The 17477-nt window shown below is 49.0% G+C and carries 13 protein-coding genes; 7 read left to right on the forward strand and 6 right to left on the reverse strand.

Features of this window, described 5'->3' with window-relative positions:
* Positions 1-120 precede the first annotated feature (120 nt).
* The 5 genes from R0135_RS07725 (at position 121) to asnB (ending at position 7394) form a co-directional block, all read left to right on the forward strand.
* On the forward strand, positions 121-1290 hold the full coding sequence (locus tag R0135_RS07725; protein ID WP_407349676.1) for a glycosyltransferase family 4 protein: 1170 nt from the start codon (positions 121-123) through the stop codon (positions 1288-1290).
* Between the two features lie 11 nt (positions 1291-1301).
* Entirely contained in the window at positions 1302-2462 is a 1161-nt protein-coding gene (locus R0135_RS07730) for a GNAT family N-acetyltransferase (protein ID WP_407349677.1), read from the forward strand.
* Between the two features lie 1030 nt (positions 2463-3492).
* A complete protein-coding gene (locus R0135_RS07735; RefSeq protein WP_407349678.1) occupies positions 3493-4413 on the forward strand; it encodes a hypothetical protein in 921 nt (306 codons plus the stop codon).
* A 14-nt stretch (positions 4414-4427) separates the two neighbouring features.
* On the forward strand, positions 4428-5507 hold the full coding sequence (locus R0135_RS07740; RefSeq protein ID WP_407349679.1) for a glycosyltransferase family 2 protein: 1080 nt from the start codon (positions 4428-4430) through the stop codon (positions 5505-5507).
* Between the two features lie 69 nt (positions 5508-5576).
* Entirely contained in the window at positions 5577-7394 is a 1818-nt protein-coding gene (gene asnB / locus R0135_RS07745; protein WP_407349680.1) for an asparagine synthase (glutamine-hydrolyzing), read from the forward strand.
* A gap of 348 nt (positions 7395-7742) precedes the next feature.
* On the opposite strand, the gene R0135_RS07750 is transcribed toward asnB, so the two are convergent.
* The 3 genes from R0135_RS07750 to R0135_RS07760 all read right to left on the reverse strand — a co-directional run bounded on the left by R0135_RS07750 (position 7743) and on the right by R0135_RS07760 (position 11262).
* The gene (locus tag R0135_RS07750; RefSeq protein WP_407349681.1) at positions 7743-8546 is read right to left on the reverse strand and encodes a hypothetical protein; all 804 of its coding nucleotides are present in this window, start codon (positions 8544-8546) and stop codon (positions 7743-7745) included.
* Between the two features lie 735 nt (positions 8547-9281).
* A complete protein-coding gene (locus R0135_RS07755) occupies positions 9282-10202 on the reverse strand; it encodes a glycosyltransferase family 2 protein (RefSeq protein ID WP_407349682.1) in 921 nt (306 codons plus the stop codon).
* 151 nt (positions 10203-10353) lie between these two features.
* Positions 10354-11262 carry a sulfotransferase family protein gene (locus R0135_RS07760; protein WP_407349683.1) on the reverse strand — a complete coding sequence of 303 codons (909 nt, stop codon included), beginning with the start codon at positions 11260-11262 and terminating at the stop codon, positions 10354-10356.
* 177 nt (positions 11263-11439) lie between these two features.
* Between R0135_RS07760 and R0135_RS07765 the strand changes: the two genes are divergently transcribed.
* Positions 11440-12864: a sulfotransferase gene (locus tag R0135_RS07765; protein WP_407349684.1), complete on the forward strand. Its 1425-nt coding sequence runs from the start codon at positions 11440-11442 to the stop codon at positions 12862-12864.
* A 139-nt stretch (positions 12865-13003) separates the two neighbouring features.
* Here R0135_RS07765 and R0135_RS07770 read toward each other — a convergent pair whose 3' ends face one another.
* The 3 genes from R0135_RS07770 to R0135_RS07780 form a co-directional block, all read right to left on the reverse strand.
* On the reverse strand, positions 13004-13870 hold the full coding sequence (locus R0135_RS07770; RefSeq protein WP_407349685.1) for a sulfotransferase domain-containing protein: 867 nt from the start codon (positions 13868-13870) through the stop codon (positions 13004-13006).
* 177 nt (positions 13871-14047) lie between these two features.
* The gene (locus R0135_RS07775; protein ID WP_407349686.1) at positions 14048-14923 is read right to left on the reverse strand and encodes a sulfotransferase family 2 domain-containing protein; all 876 of its coding nucleotides are present in this window, start codon (positions 14921-14923) and stop codon (positions 14048-14050) included.
* A 136-nt stretch (positions 14924-15059) separates the two neighbouring features.
* Entirely contained in the window at positions 15060-15791 is a 732-nt protein-coding gene (locus R0135_RS07780; RefSeq protein WP_407349687.1) for a transglutaminase domain-containing protein, read from the reverse strand.
* Positions 15792-16307: 516 nt separating this feature from the next.
* Here R0135_RS07780 and R0135_RS07785 point away from each other — a divergent pair.
* Entirely contained in the window at positions 16308-17447 is a 1140-nt protein-coding gene (locus tag R0135_RS07785) for a glycosyltransferase family 4 protein (protein ID WP_407349688.1), read from the forward strand.
* The last annotated feature ends 30 nt before the right edge of the window (positions 17448-17477 follow it).

A 17477-nucleotide genomic window follows, 5' to 3' on the forward strand; every position in this document is an offset into this window, starting at 1 on the left:
TACCAGCCCCAGTTATAGGGTTCAAAACAATATCGACCTATCATCGTCATACTTAGGTTAAAGATAAGGACTGTGGTGGGTAGCTAATGAATCAAACGGCGGCAAAGGTGTAACAACTGCGTGAGCAAAAAAACCTTAGTCATTAGCGAAATCTTCCCTCCCCGCCACGGCGGTAGTGGCCGGTGGTTCTACGAACTCTATCGGCGACTACCCCGCGATATCTACACGATTATCGCTGGATCAGCGAACAGGGATAAAGAATTCGACGATGCAAACATCAATGCACTGCGAATACAGCGCCTCGATTTGTACAGCCCAAGCTGGGGGATTCGCAGCATAACGGGGTTGCGATTTTACTGGAGAACTTTTCGGGCATTATCAAAAATAATTAGAGAGCAGCGCATTGAGGCCCTGCACTGCGGCCGCTGCCTACCCGAAGGTTTTATCGGCTGGCTTCTGCACCTTCGCCACGGAATACCATATCTGTGCTTTGTTCACGGCGAGGACATCCAGACAGCGATGGAAAGTCGTGAGCTGTCGTTTCTTATCCACCGTGTCTTTCGCAGTTCAGCAGTGCTGATCTGCAATAGCGAGAATACTGCGTCTATCCTCACGCGGGAGTGGAGCGTAAATCGAGGCCAGTTGCGTGTTCTGCATCCGGGCATGGATGGGGAGAGATTCGTCCCGGCCCCACCCGACGGCGATTTTCAGCGCTCACAGGGTTGGCAGGACCGTCGCGTTGCTCTTACCGTTGGTCGACTGCAAAAGCGTAAGGGTCACGACATGCTGATTAAAGCATTGGCACTCTTGACCCCTACCCATCCGGACTTGCTTTACGCGATTATTGGAGACGGCGATGAGCGCCGCGCTCTGGAAAAGCTTGTCCAAGAGTACGGACTTGAGGAACACGTTCAATTTTTGGGTGAAGTCGATGACAATCAACTTGTAGCCTACTACCAACAGTGCACGCTATTTGCTTTGCCGAATCGGGCGGACGGCAACGACATCGAAGGGTTTGGCATGGTGCTGGCCGAGGCTCAGGCCTGTGGCCGCCCCGTGCTGGCCGGCGATTCGGGGGGTACCCGAGAGACCCTTCTTGACGGCGTCACAGGAGTCGTTTGTGATTGTACTGCGCCAGAGCCATTGGCAGCGGCGCTGCAAAACTTGCTAGGTGATCCTCAGTGCCTGCTGAGCATGGGACAAAAGGCACGTGCCCACGTTTTGGATAAGCTCGATTGGCAGGCACACACCCTTCGAGCCTCAGAACTATTCGCAGAGGCGGGAACCTAATGAGCGCAGTCATGGATAACTATGACGGGCTAGATCTCAAATCGCCTGAAAAGCAAGCTGCGTCCGGCGAAGACATACTAATACGCCCTGCCACAATCGCCGACGCCATGTACTGGGATACGTATGTGAGCGGACACCCTAATGCGAGTCCCTATCATTTATTCTCCTGGAAAACCGCCATGGAGCGCGCCTATAACGTAAAAACCCACTACCTGCTGGCTGAGCGTAAAGGCCAGGTCGTTGGCATACTCCCTGCCGCTCGTGTACCGCGGCTGATAGGTCGAGGCCCGCTCTGCTCGCTGCCCTATTGTGATCGGGGCGAGCCTCTAGCCGACAACCCTGCTATTAAGGCGTCACTGCTAAACGCATTAGTAACCCACGCAACTGGAACTCACGAGATACGCAGCAGCGCCAGTGATAAGGACACGCCTGTAACGCGGGCAGCCGCCGAAGCTATGGCTGCCGGAACGAAGGTGCGCCTGCTGCTGGACTTACCGAACGATTCCGATACATTGCTGGCGGGCTTTAAATCGAAACATCGAAGTCAAATCAACAAAGCAATGAAAAATGGCCTGCAGGCCGAAACTGGAAACTCTTCTGCGCTGCTTCGAGAGTTTTACTCCGTCTTCACACAGAATATGCGTGATCTTGGGTCGCCCACGCACTCTATGAACTGGTTCACACAAATATGCAGCGCCTATGGAGACGCTTGCCGTATTGGTGTGGTCCGCCTCGATGGCCGCGCCATAGGCGCAGGCATCGTGTTGCGTTGCGGTGAGCAAGCAGCAATACCCTGGGCATCCACTTTGCGGGAATTCAATCGCCTGGCGCCCAACATGCTTCTTTACTGGACCTTTCTTGCCGAGGCTTCAGACACCGGAATCAAACGCTTTGACTTCGGCCGCTCTACCGTGGGGGAAGGTACGTATCGCTTTAAATGCCAATGGGGTGCTCGGCCGGTACCGCTGCGTTGGTCTACGTTATGCCTAGTCACCGACTCTAAAGCAGCTGGAGGTCACTCGGCTCAAATATTGAAAGGTCGCGTCGGCATAGGCAGAAGTGGAAAGGTCATGATCCAGCTCCGCAATAGTGCCCAAGCCGTTTGGCGTCGTCTGCCGGTGCGGCTTGCAACCTTTGCTGGGGCCAAGATACGGCGATTCCTGAGTCTATAGTTCCTGTGTAAACAAGGGTGTAAAAAGTGTCGCAGACTCAATATCAAAGGAGTGATAGCTAAATGAAGAATGCCTCTACTTCAGAGGACACATGCTCGAAAGACGCAAAGAGCACGTTACTGCTCTGGACAGGAGGGATGGACTCCACAGTTCAGTTATTGCGTTTGTTACTGCTTGAGCGAACCCCTGTTACGCCCATCTATCTCCTTGACCCAAATCGTCGATCCTTGGGACAAGAAGTGCATGCTATGAAAGAAATCAAACAATGGCTCCGACAACATGACCCCGAGATCGATAGCCTTCTCGCGGCAACTAGGTACGCAGATATTTCTGACCTGCCTACCAACAAACAGGTGACTGAGGCGCTGTCCCATATTAGAAAGACTCATACAATCGGCAAACAGTATGAATGGCTTGCAACTTACCTCGAAGCTCATCGTCTTGAAGATGTACAAGTTTGTATACACATTGAGCCCAGGGTTGCAGGAAGAATCGATATTGCAAGCTCAGTAGAGCAAAGAAGCGAAAAAACCAACAAGACTCCAAGGCTAATGCGGGACAGCCCTCCTGCGCTAATGCGGTTGTTCAAAGACTGCGTATTCCCATTGGCGTATTTTACGAAGAACGACATAGACCATCTGTACTATGAGAATCAATGGGGTGAGGTCAAAGACTTAACTTGGTTTTGCCATATGCCACGACGCAATCGACCGTGCGGCTCCTGCGGCCCGTGTAAAGATGTTTATTTGGCAGGCTTAAAGCGTAGACTACCTTTATCTGCTCAACTACGCTGCGCAGTGCGATTGTTCTGGGCGCGCTTAAATACTTGAGGGTTCGACAGTATCAATACCCCTGCTTCCTATAGCGATATAGAAACTCGGGCAAGTTAAAACACGTGTGAAAGAATGGACTCAGGTGGCTGCAAACTGTGAGACGACGATTTATTGACAAGGTGTTCCCAACTCGGCTTATAAGGGACCGCGCAAAGCGCTTCGTATCTGCATGCTCACTAGAGCAAGACCCCTACGTATTGGTGATCGCGGATACTCCTGCAGGACTTCCGGGCTACGGTAAACTCGAACCGAGTTTCTTCTTGCCTCTATTTTCAGAAGCTCTCCTCCGCCAACAACTTGGATTGAGAGTCGCGCTTACGAGCAAGCAGGCTTCTGCGTGGGCCCCAAAAGCTGCAGCTGCGATTTTTGTTTTCAATGAAGAGTATGCGAATAGATCGGCGAAGTTCCTACCTACCTCGATCACCAGTGGTCCTCAGCACATATTCAACAATCCACAGTTCGCTCAAATAATCGCGGACAAGGAAAAGACTCACAGACATTTAGCGAGCTTCAACATATCCACTACGAAACTTGCTAATGCGGATGGTAAAGGTCAAGTCTTTAGTAATGCGCGCGCTAACAGCCGAGCCGAAACTCATCTCTACGACAGCGCGCAAACCGCGCCAGCAGAACGCTTTAACACTGAATATGTTGATACAACATTCCAACATAACGATAAAAGCTACTACACCATGGTGAGACTTATGGTCGTGGGCGACGAGTTGTCAGCCGGCCTGTGCTTCGCCAGAGATGCTAGTGAACAGAATCCTTCGGTCCACGCACTCGATACGCCACTAGATCCAACCCTTCTTCAGGCCTTACACCGGGAGTTAGTGGATGGTTTGTGGGCGGAGCATCAGCGCCTTGCCAAACGGGTATCTGAAGCTCTTGGCTTCGGCTTCTGGCACATTGATGTGCTGATCGAAAAAGATACTTTAGCCTGCTATGTTTGCGAAGTCGGCATGAAGTTTCACAACATGTCCTACTTCGCTCATCTTAATCAGCTGGAGGAAATTCCGCGGGAAATCAGACCCCATATAGATCGTGACTACCCTCGCCGCAGTGCCGAGGCGTTTCTTCGCTGCATAGCCAACCAGCAACTCTCTTTTGACACCTGAACGGACTGCTCCTCTTGAATTTTTTTGAATGTAACAAAGTTTTACTTGCTGGCTGCGCAAAAGATGAGGCCGCCTACCTACCTGAGTGGATCTTTTACCATCTTAAATTAGGGGTTAGCGGGATCCTCATTTATGTCAACAACACTACGGATGCATCGGAAGAAATGCTTCTAAAGATCGCCGAAAAACATCCGGTTGAGTACTGCATAGCGGACGGCATAGAGTTAAAACCTGACGATGCCTTTGCCGATCTCGCCAACCGGGACTACCTGAGAACGAACCCTATACAATCCAAGTACTACGCGGATATATATCAAAAGACGAGCGCCGCTGATTACGACTACATATTATATTTGGACATAGATGAGTTTCTTCACTTTGACTGCCATTCAGTCAACTCAACTCGAAAACCGGCCTCAATCGACGGAGACGTAATAAACTTTCGTTGGTTCAACCTCGCGGGCGATACTCGTAACTTCGTAGATCTTTCACAAACATCTTCCGGAAGCTACGATGAATACACCAAGTTTATGGTTCGAACAGGGCTAAGTGACGTTAAATTTCAGGATGCCCATCTTTGCACCTCAGACAATTCACCTGGCGATATCGCTAGCCACGCCCAAGTGCTTCATAGAAACTTACGCTCTCGGGATGAGTATTTGGCGCTGCTTACGCGGCGCCCTCCCAACACGCAAAATAGGCTTGCTTTCGACATAAAGCAAAATCGTCGAGGGTGGTCAAGCCGCGGGCAAGAGCAGTACCCAATGAATGTGATTTTTTTTGAAGGGTATTCGGAGCAGCTTTGCAGCTTCATTGAAACCTCATCAATACAGAAGCTTTTGAGCGACGCGAAGAGTGCGACACTTCGTAAGAAGGAAGACTTTGTTGCATTTATTGAGGGGGTCCAGACCACGAACACGGAGCTCGGAAAAGTACTGTTTGGAACAGGCTTGTCCCACTTGTCGTTGCGCGACGTACTGCGGATGCGTTTTCTTTGGCGAGTACTGCTGCTCTTGAAGCCCCAGCTCATACACCAGCACAAGCCAATATCGTCCAAGACCATCAAAGGGTCGCGCCCTGGCATCACGGACTAACGTCAGGTGTGCGGCATAGCTGGCTTTAGTCGTTTTCACAATCCCACTGGTGGAGCGGAGACGCTTCTTGTGATGGCGGATGCCATGATTCATCGAGGGCCCGACGCCTGCGGCACGCACTTGACAGATGAAATCGGACTAACTCACCGCCGTCTGAGCATAATAGATCTCTCGGATAGCGGCACGCAGCCCATGCACTTCAAAGGCGGGCAATACTCGATCGTATTTAACGGCGAGATTTATAACTACCTGGAACTACGAGAGAAGCTTCAACTGGCGGGTTACGACTTTGCTACTGACACTGATACTGAGGTGATTCTGGCTGCCTATGATTGTCATGGGGCTGACAGCCTTAACTATCTCAACGGTATGTTCGCTTTCGCAATCTGGGACAGCGAGCACAGCCGACTATTTATAGCGAGAGACCGACTGGGTAAGAAGCCGCTCTACTATACGCTGATAGATGGTGATGTTGCTTTTGCATCAGAGCTGAAGGCTCTAGTAGCAGCAGGCCTTGTAGAGCGCCGAGTTCGCGTTGACGCGCTGTATGACTACCTCGCTTACCAATATGTTCCCGACCCCAAAACCATTTTTGAAAATGCGTACAAGTTACGCCCCGGTGAATATCTAACAATCGACAAAAGCGGAGTGGAAACACGCCAGTGGTGGGATGTGTCCTTCGCAGAACAAGACTATTATAGCGAGGAAGGACACATCGACGCCCTAAGCGAATTGGTGCAGGACAGCACGGCGCGTCGGATGATCGCTGACGTCCCTCTAGGCGCGTTCCTAAGTGGGGGAGTCGATTCCAGCGGTATAGTGGCAGCAATGGCGATGTCTTCCGATCGCCCAGTGACAACCTGCACGATAGGATTTAGGGACAAGCAATATGATGAATCCGCACATGCCAGGATCGTGGCGCGACTCTTCAAAACCGATCATCACGAGGAGACGGTCGAGGCAAACGTACAAAACAATGTGGAGGACATCATTGGATTCCTCGACGAACCTTTTGCAGATCCGTCACTGATACCAACTTATTTCGTCGCGCAGCTCGCGAAGAAACACGTAACAGTGGCTCTTGCTGGAGATGGAGGTGACGAAGTATTTGCGGGCTATAGTAAATACGCTGCCGACGCGCTTGAGCATCGCCTACGTAAACTGGTTCCCAAACCGCTACGTAAATCGCTGTTCCCTCATTTATCTCGCGTACTATCAGCTTCTCGTCGGCACTTCTTAAGGCGTCTAGGCAACCTATTGGCAAGCCTTGCCCTCTCCCCAGCCGAAGCCTTTTACCGATCGAATACCCAGATGACCAATGAACAGTGGGGGGAATTGGCGCGGCCCGAACTTTTAGATCTGACTAAAGATTATCACCCCTCAAAAATTACGATAGAAGCCTACGAACGCTGTGACGGCAAAGATCACCTGTCGCGCATTCTCTATACCGATCTAAAAACCTGGCTGCCGGGTGACATTCTTGTGAAAGTGGATCGCATGAGCATGGCGAATAGTCTAGAAGTGCGGGCGCCGCTGTTAGACTATCGCCTTATAGAAGCAGCAGCTCGCATACCATCTCGACTCAAGTTACACGGAAAAGAAAAAAAATATATTTTGCGCCAATTGTTCCGGCGAAGCCTTCCAAAAGAGATTCTTGATCGCCCAAAGATGGGCTTCAGTCCTCCTATGGCTAGCTGGCTGCGGAGCGAACTCAAGCCTATCGCCGAAAAAAATCTCCTAGAGTCACCTATACTTATCAGTCAGTACTTTTGTATGCATACGGTGGCACGCTGGTGGAATGAACACCAAAGTGGTGTACGAGACCATAGCCAGTTACTGTGGTCGCTGCTAGTGCTAGAGATCTGGTGGGGCACCATCTCCAGCTGAGGGATACACTTTTCCAGCAGCCCCTAGTGTTCGGTAAAAACCGAACATCCAAACCAACACACTAGCGCTTTTGCCCTGCTGTTTGTGCCAATCGCCAATCCGCGATCTCCAGATTCTCACTCAAAAACAATTGGTCGGCAACAAAGGAAATATTCACTGACGCCAGAACGCTAAAAGGGTAATGTAATCTCTCCATTAATAATCGCAGTTTTCGGTAGAGGGTTAAGCCGCCATCATTAACGCGCTGTTACCTGACCAAGATCGATAAGTCGCTAGACTGTTGATGCTACTCACGCTCTGATATAGGGCATTAATTCATCGTCATCGCGCACAATAAATATGATCTCCCTAAGCTGAGGCAAAGAAAAGCTTAATCTTCCGGATAGCATCGCGAACATATCCCTTCGCACTACCAATCAATCGCCTACGCAATGGTACCCTCCAGCCCAAGCCATCGGCTATCGTAGCTTTGCATGGATTGCATAATCCGCAGGGTTCCCCGCGCTTCGGGCTGTGGCAAAACCAGGTATTTGTCATGAAGTCAGTCCAGCCCCGCGAGGCAGATGTCTTGACCATGTCGATCTTGGAGATTGCAAGGATAGGGAAATCAAAGTACTTGAATACGGAGTAGATATCCTTATCAGAGGATTGCTCGTCTAGCATTAATGTATGTGGATCGCCTTGAGTACTGATAAGCGTGTGGGCGATCACGCGGTGGGGCTTGGTGTCCTTTTCAATGCACAGTTGGACCTTGTTAAGGCCCTTGTACTCACAATACCGAGCCAACCACTCATACTGACTTCCTAGAAATGCTTGCTTTTTGATACGTTGGTAGGCTCCTGTTACCTGACAACAATCGGGCACTGCCGTTACTGGAAATAGCACCGTAGGCAGCAATAAGACCTTCGTCTCATCGCTTACATCGAAGATCATACGACGTAACCGCTCCATAGTGGCCATTTCAGTTGAGGAGGAAGCGCGACCTTCATCAATCAGATAATGAGGCTCTACCACGACTTTCTTGTCAAAAACCAAAGTAAGTAACTGAAAAGTGGAATCCCAACCTCCCGTCCAAAATATCCTGACGGGTTCTTCGGTCAAATTGAGCGCGCTCACGATCGTATCACCTGAATTTTTCCTAAGTTGATTCAACGTTGCTCCTCGTCGCTAGTTCCGCGGGGGAAAGACTTGGTATTTCCTTGTAAATAAACAACCACTATGGCCCTCTATACGGCTTGATTTTCATGTTTAAAATGGCTCTATTTACTCGGCTTGACGCCCCAGTTCGTCGACTCAAATTTAGATACTCTGGCGTTCGGGGGTAAAAGTAATCTCACCGAAGAAAACCCGCCTATTAGTATGAAAAAGGTTCACCCGTACAAAACCAAAGCCTGCCAGAAAGGCGTTTAGCTATCCTGGGCATTTCCCTCGGTTTTTCAATGGTCGCGGGCAAGGGGTTTCTGTCGATATGTTACATCTAGTTTTCTCAAGTCCGTACCATACACCGGATTAATATCGCGTTTGAGGCTCATTGGATAACTAACGTTAATTCGTCAGGAAACCAAGAGATACGGTAATCCAGCAATTCTTCATAGCGACCATCATGCAAACTTGCCTCAATGAGGGTTTTCGAGGGTATTTTTTATAGTAACGCCACTCACGAGCCCACCAACAGTAGTTTCCCTTAAGTCAGAACTCTAGTGTTTTTATAGTCTGAGCCTTATCAACCGCGCCATTGACGAACAAGCCTGCCTGATAATCCATGATCCGTCTTGATGAAATAACTTTCTGGAGGCGATTCGAAGGGAGCATCCTATGGTCTCGAGCTAGACAATTGCAGAGTAACGATGCATTCAAATTCCGCTTGCCATCTAACATAGTCTCGAACTAATTGCCGCGCAATATATAGTGCAAGGTCCAATAGACATTTCTAAACGCCAGCTTCGTCGGCGCAAAGCGGATCCCCGTGAACAACGTAAGAACAGCCATCTTGTAGTACCCATTCCAGAGGCAGTGGACAAATCCTGCAGGCCAGCTAGTTTCGATACGATGAGACAACGCCGCTTTCACGGTTTCGTCGCTTCGCTGACTTAAAAGAAAAGCCTCCTTGGCAGCCAAACATGCAAAAGCAGGCTGAAGTCCACCATTTCGAGCCGTAATGCCAGTTTCGAAACGCTCAATCTCAATCGTCTTGCATGGCACTAAAACCCCATCACTCTGGAGCGCGAGTCTCAGGCAAAAGTCGTAGTCGTTGGCGGCAAGTACATGCTCTCTTCCACTCATTGCGCGGAGAGCCACATCTTTATAACACGCAATGTTCATTGATAAAGGAAAGCATCCGTCGTACAAAAGTGTGGCCAGCGTATCGATAATAATCTGAGATGCTTTATCAGAGTCCTTGATTAAGCCTCCAACGATTGGGTATTTGCCGTGTACTAACTCAATATCCTCGCAAAACCCAAACGAAAACTTACAGCCTGGAGATGACGATAGGGCATCAACATGCAACTGAATATGATTTGGTTTGAGCATGTCGTCAGCGTCGAGGAAAGTTACGATATCTCCTTGGCACATATCCACGCCTTTCCGGCGTGCAGCTGACGCCCCACTGTTAGCTTGAGCATAAACTCGGTAATCACCTACTCCAAGCTCGTGTATAACTTCCAAAGTTCGATCAGTGGAACCGTCGTCAATCAAGACGATCTCAATTTGGCCTACATAAGCTTGTGCATGAATAGATTCAATCGCACGCGCTATCGTGGAAGCGGCATTGAACATTGGCACTATCACGGACACTAAAGGATGCACTGCTTTCCCCAATCACCAAGCAACTTATCGGCGAAGCATGCCCTTTTCAAACGTGCATCTCCAACCGTATCGCATCGTCCACGGAGAGCGGCCTTTCTATCCTCTAATAAGCAATTCGAAGAAATAGAAACCAATTGGTTGTAAGATTCAGCTAGACCCAAGGAAATTCACGCCCCGTCAACTCGAACAGAGCTTTGTTGTGCGGACGAAAATAGTCAGCAAGATAGTTATAGACCTCGACGTCAACCTTACCTCGATTACTACCAACATTCATCGCCTCGAGGTTAGGCACCCGGAAATCAGGGTCGACACCAAGAAACTCGAATATACTTCTCAATACCGTCTCGGGGTTTGCGAAGAAATCTTCACTGCAGTGAATCTGAATTTGCTCGCGTGGAAATAGCGCGAAGTATCGGTCGAGCTGCTCTCGATATCGGCTGCGTGCCAGATACGAGTGATAGAGAAAGTCGAAGCTATTGTAGTCGGACTCCATGATGGACTGTGACAATCGGACGCCTTCCTCCTGAAATGCTTCAAGAATCGGCAGAAACTCGCGCTGTTCGCGAACCTGATGGAAGTAGCTGGATATACTGCGCTCAACTGGATCGCGCAGCAACACCAGTAGTTTCACGTCTGGTAATATCGAGCGAATTCTGTTTGCTGCAAGCGGATGAAACAAGTAGAGCGGCGTTGCCTCGAAAGCCTGCACATGGGAACCGAGCTGCTTCCTAAGCGGGAAGTGTGATCGGTACCAGTTCAATCCCTTCGAGTAATAATCATCGCCAGGCTGAGAGCCTCCGCTAAAGTAGTGAACTTCCTTCTCCGACACCCAAGACTTGCTAGGATGTTGTGATGCCGCGAGCTGCGGGTGCTGCTCCAAATACGAATAGAGACTTGACGTACCCGCCTTCTGCGTACCGATTATGATCGATTGAGGTAGCGCGCGTAACGGCGCCGTGGCGGCTCGAAAGCGATGGCGTACCCAGAGCTCGACGCTTCGCCTAAAATGACTGGGCTCAAGCTGCTCATTGTGCGCCATACTTGTGCTCACTGTAGACATACTGAAAGAATCAAAATCGAATTATAACTGCACCGCACTCACAAATGTGCGAACTGCACGTCAACTCTCAAACCAAACAAGCTAAAATTTGAGAAAATAAAAGCTGGACCGACGAGCGCAAAAGACGGGAGTTTTCTAGCAATGCCAATACCACTCAGAACTGAGCTAAAACGGATCATGAAGCTGTTTTTTCACTACTCCAAGCTTGATCGGCTGCTAGCGGCGTTATTCAGGCATACGTTTGAACTGTACCTTAACGAACACCCCGAGGTTTTTCATGTTTTGCGCACACGTCATGCTAATGCCAACGGGAAACGACTCCTAGCGAGAATAAAGAATAAGGGTGAAGGTGTAATAGTCAATGGCGAGGTAACAATCACGCACCCACTCGGTATGGTGATCGGTAACAACGTACATATCGGCAACAATGCCTATATTCATTCTCGCGGAGGCGTCGTCATCGGCGACAACACTCACATCTCGAGAAACTTCCTGCTTTACACTTGTAATCATACATACCAAGAGGGCGCACTGCCTTTCGATTCTGGATATATCGATAAGCCAGTTGTAATTGGCCGAAATGTCTGGGTCGGCATGAACGTCAACGTGACCCCGGGGGTCACAATTGGTGAAGGCGCGATCATAGGAATGGGCGTGACGGTATCGAAAGATGTGGCTCCGTTTGAAATTATAGGCAGCGCGCCTAGCCGAATACTGAAGCACAGGCATCAGGAGCATTACCGACATCTACATGATACCAAGCAATTTGGGGCCGTTAACGGCCGACGCTTAGGTAACGATCAAGTATCGCAATTTCGACAAGATGCGCGCTCTAAGGGCAGCAAACTGTTCTTCGTTCTAGGCACCGGTCGATCTGGAAGCACCTCCATTACGAAGATCTTATCGCAACATAGCGGTGTGACCTGCTTACATGAACCCAAATTTCAGTTACTGCGCCTGTCGACACTTTGGCTATATGGAGAAATCTCAAAGGAAGAGGTCGAGCGCGAGCTTGCCACGCTGTTCCTTGAAGCTAATGTTTACCCCTCAAATTTTTACGGTGAATCGGATCAGAAGCTAGTGCCCCTTATTCCGTTCATTGCTGAGATGCTGCCCGAGGCGAAGTTTGTCTGGTTAATTCGCAATCCACGCGACACCGTCAATTCAACATTTTCTCGCGGGTGGTTTACAGATTGGGAACTAGGTTTGGACGCCCGAGAGCGGGTGGACTACCCACTGTATCGTGAAGTTTATTCAGACTATCGGCCGCAGGCTGACAAAATCGGCCTTCTTTCCACGAATGAGTGGCAAGGAATGAGCGCTTTTGAACGTAATTGCTGGTACTGGACCTACTGGAACTCTCAAATTGGGCGCTTCCTCGAACCTCTTGATGCATCACGCCACATTAAAATAAAACTTGAAGAACTGGCGAGCAGTATTCCCGACCTACTAACTTTCCTGGGTCTAGCGCAAGAGCCAATTATGACCAAAATCAGCAATACCGCAGAAAATCGACATAAATTGCACACCATCGATGACTGGACCCCAGAAATGCAATCAAGTTTTAAGAAGTGGTGTGTGGCAAATCGGCTCTACTACTAAGTCGTCACCTTAATAGGTTTCACGCGTCGATGGCAGAACTTAGGAATGACTTCGCGGAGAAAACGATTTTTCATTAGCGATTCGAAGGGTCAATTGTTCCGATCACAGAAAAATGGGGTACCTTTAGTTCCTATATCAGCTACGACACACCGTCGACTGCGGCCATCGCTGCAAGCTGCTCATGCTTCCACCTAGAAAGTGGCGTATCCAATAGCTTCTCTGTTTTTTCAGTATCTTCAAGAAAGCGCATCAATACATTTGTATCAGGATATTCAAAGCGCGACTGCTCTTTATGCCGTGCCACAATATAGCGCTTCGTTGATTTGTATAACTTCGAACGCTTAATAGGCCTGAACACAGGGATCCTTAGCAGATCATTTATCCTTTGCAGCCCGAAAGTACCCTGAACTGATGCAAATGCAGTGCTGTTCTTCACCTCCTGAATGGCGACGATCGGCCCTACTTCATTAATGCCGAGGAACTCACAAATATTGCGATAGACCATAAACGGGTCACTCTTCACTTCGTCCTGAAGACAAATGAACACATTAGCCCGAGGAAAAAGCTCAAACACTATTTCAAGCTGGCTTGTATAAAGACTCTTCTCCACAAGAGTTTTATCTTTTAACAGAGCCTCTTTGTAACCCATGTTTTTGAAATACCCATGAGATCGAAATAATTGATAAGCCGAAAAGGTTCGCTCCATCTGCTCGCGAAGGAAAATGATGATTTTCGTGTGAGGGCAGTGCTGCGCAAGACGACGCATTGCCACCCCGCTAGAGATATAGTCCGGTGTAAACTCGCCGCGCAGCTGGAATGAATCCGCCTTATCAAATTGAGCGCGATACCAAGCTACAGTATTTTCTGTGTCGTGATCGAAATAGTGCATTTCTTTTCGCGGCATATAGACTTGCGGGTGATTATTCAGCAGTGTGTAAGCCCAACTAGTCGCGGCTCGCTGAACACCAATGCCGATAAAGTCCGGCGCCAAATCCAGTCGCTCCATGTCAAACTTCCCTATTGATCACACGCAAGCGCGTTCGAAAACCAAGTTTCCGACCAACTAAGCTTCTGTAGATTGCTTTTACCTGCACCAATATCGTCACCTGCTTTTAGTTAAAATAGCTTGAGAGATACGACGCTTAGCCGACTGCTCGAGTCCAACCCCAGGTAAAAAGCATGTTCACTGAACCTGACGGTACAAAAAAAAGTCATCCGCATAAAGGCGTAATACTTTGTCTCGAATACTGTCATCGTAAAAGCTGTTCTTACTGGGGAAAGCCCCACTATTAGCTTTTAACTGCATCAGTGCAACGTTATCTACATCGCCCAACCCAGCCTCCGACATGCCATCGTATTCATTCGATTGTCTGCGCTTTGATACAACTAAAGGAGTTGTAAAGTTAAAGCGGTCCTCCAAGGATCTTAGCCCCGCTGCCAATGAGTCCAACGAAACAATCTGATCAGGGCTAACATCTTGCAAAACGCACGACTGGGGTCTCCAATGTTCATCAACCTTAGATAGATTTTGCTTGCTCAAATAGTCGACGAATTGGGAAAAAGTGATCGTTGCCGCGGATGCCCCCCCATTACTCACTCCGGCATTGACCTGTCGAATAACTTGCTGTACCCATGGCTTGCCAGCCTCAGTCGTGCAGAATTTATCTACAAAAGCACTCACGAGGCGGTCATACGGGTCCCTCACGACTATAACCTTGAAAAACTGATCGCTTCGAATACTTTCTTCAACAGCTTGGCTCGTACTGCGGCGATATATATTGGTAAATATCCTAATAGAATCATCGTCATGACGCGGCAAGTGAGCGCCAGGGAAGCCTCTGTAGCGCAGAAACCAGGAGAGGGCATGCCTTAATCCATAATGACTTGCTGCTCTAGAAAACGAACAAAAGCTCGACTCGAGATCTAAGCTACTCAAAAACCAGGCTTTCAGACCAGTGCCACCACATTTAGCATTCGTAAAAAGAATAAACTTTCTTTCAAGGTTTACTAGAGGAACAGGGGTACGATGCGCAGTAGAAGTCGATGTGTAATCATTCATAATTTCAAACCGAAAAGTCCATGGGAGCTCCATGTTATGAATATTTTGAGGCTATGTTTTGGCGAAAGTTAGAGCAGGGTGAGCCCTTGCCATCGAACAAAACGACCATAACTTCATTTATATGATGATTCATAATTCAGCGCCGAATCGGAGCCTTAACAGATATCGCATGTGAAGCTCTGGTCAGACTGATCAAAACCATGACTCCAAAGGCAAGAAAAACTAACGGTAGAATCCATTTAAAAACATATGCAAACTTCTCGAAGTAGTGCTTCTTGGTTATGAAATGCTTGACCCCATCCCAATATGTGGGTGATGCAGCCAGCGCATCCTCGATAAATGCGGCCTCGTAGTATTTAAACCCTTGCTCTTTGTAAAGATTTGCGACAGATCCGGCATTGATCGCAAGCTCCGACGCCGGCGAACCCAGAACAACTCCAAAGTCAGGATCGAATGTCTGCCATGCCCCATTGATAAGTGCCTCCACGAGCACATGTCCCGGGACAGTAATCAAGCGGCTACGAATCCCCTCGCGTTCAAGCAACTGTGACATAAGAATAGATGCATCGCCGCAGATACCAATACCTCGCTCCATACTCTTTTCGGGATTTGAAAAATGATAGCGTCTATACTCAGGAATAGGCGTGAAGACGCTCATGGCCCAGAGAATATAGTTTTCCCAAAAAGGGACTCGTTGATTAAAACGGTCAACAGGATATTGCTCCCAATGAATATGAGCAAGGCCGTCTGCAATCACCTTTGTCAACCGTTCAGCATATTCCCCCGCACCCTCACCCGTCCGCCTCCGAGACTCCTTCTTAAGTTGCGCTTCTGTCAGCTTGAGGTCTCTTTCGGCAAAGCGGAGCACACTAGGCGTAAGCCCCTCCGGCCGCAGCTCGCAAGTTAATCCGTACAGGTTCAGCGCGATAAGGGCCGCACCAAACAGACAAGAAAACGATGCTATGAATCTAGATAGCTTTGGCCGGCTTACCAGGGTGCTTACAAACATTTTCCTACCCAAACCTAAAGTCGAACAACATGAGCGAGTATAAGCAGCAATCGCAGAACGTCCGTTACGCTGACTAACCGCAAAAACTTGCATTTTTCAGAAAACATCAGCTTAGCCTCTTTCACTGCCTCATCTTTCTATCAACTCGAATCCAGCGTCGCGCGGGCACAACCGCCCTTAGTGCTCCAAGTTAGCGTTTTCTGCAGAGATGCAATCTCCAAAGAACATAGCGAACCTTGGAGCTCTCATTAAATTGGGTTGACCATCAAACGGATTATGTCATGTGCTAAGCATAACGCGGGCTGGGATTACTTACTCTAAGCATGAAGAATCTTGTGATTACTGTCACAATCCGCGTTTTAGAGAGCAAGCGTTATGCGTGTTGGGTTATTTGTAGATGTTTTGAAGCACAGCGAGCGCTCCGGCATCGGACGGCATGTGCTAGGACTGGTGCATGCGATCGCGAAGCTCGATCAGAAAAACACTTACTTGCTCTATCATACAGCCACGGCTGCGCAACAAGATTCGCTAAGAGAGCTTCTACCGCAACAGCACAATATGTTGCTTCGTTCGATACCAATGGGTCACCGATTTGTTAGCGAAAGGCCTCGTGTGTTTTGGGGTTACCTTTTGCCAGCGGTATTGACTGTCGATCGCCTGGACGTGTTCCATGGCCCAAATTTTTTTGCCCCCCTTCGAGGCAGATTCCGACGCATCAGCACGATCCACGATCTAGCGTTCATTCATACAGAGGTACATGGAAACGGACTCGATAGGCTTCTTGCGGACTGGACCATACGTTGCGCGACTGCGGCTGACCGCGTGATCGCGGTTTCCGACGCTACTCGCGTAGACTGTATCGATATCGGCATACCCAACGAAAAGATCGTCCGTATCTATCAGGGATTTGAACACCCTCAAGATGTCAGCAGTCTCGATGCGGGAGAGCGAACTTCAGAAATCGCACAGGGGCCTTATCTTCTTTATGTAGGAACCCTGCAACCGAGAAAGAATCTCGAAACACTAATTGAAGCATTTTCTCGGCTAAGCGCGATTATTCCACATAATCTTATCCTGGCAGGCGCGAAGGCTGAATCGTTTGATCTACTCAACGCACTAGTCAATAGTCATGGGCTCACGCAGAGAGTAACTTTCACGGGATATGTTAGCGACTCACAAAGGCATGCGCTTTACCAGAACGCGGACCTATTCATCTATCCAAGTCTCTACGAGGGATTTGGACTCGTCCTTCTTGAAGCAATGGCACATCGCGTGGCCACGATCGCGGCGAACAACTCATCACTGCCAGAAGCGGGTGGTGAGGCTACTGCATTCTTCAATACACACGACTCCGATGACTTGGCTTCCACGATTTTACGTCTAATTCAGAACCCACAAGAAAGGACTCTAAGAATAGAAGAAGGGCTCAGACAGATCAGCAGGTTTAGTTGGACGTCTTCAGCAAAGGAACATGTACTGCTCTACCAACAACTAGCTTCTCACGCAGCCTCCTAGGCCGAGACATCCGCGTCAATTAGGAAGTCC

The organism is Congregibacter variabilis, from assembly GCF_045689235.1.
In the GTDB taxonomy this organism is placed as follows: domain Bacteria; phylum Pseudomonadota; class Gammaproteobacteria; order Pseudomonadales; family Halieaceae; genus Congregibacter; species Congregibacter variabilis.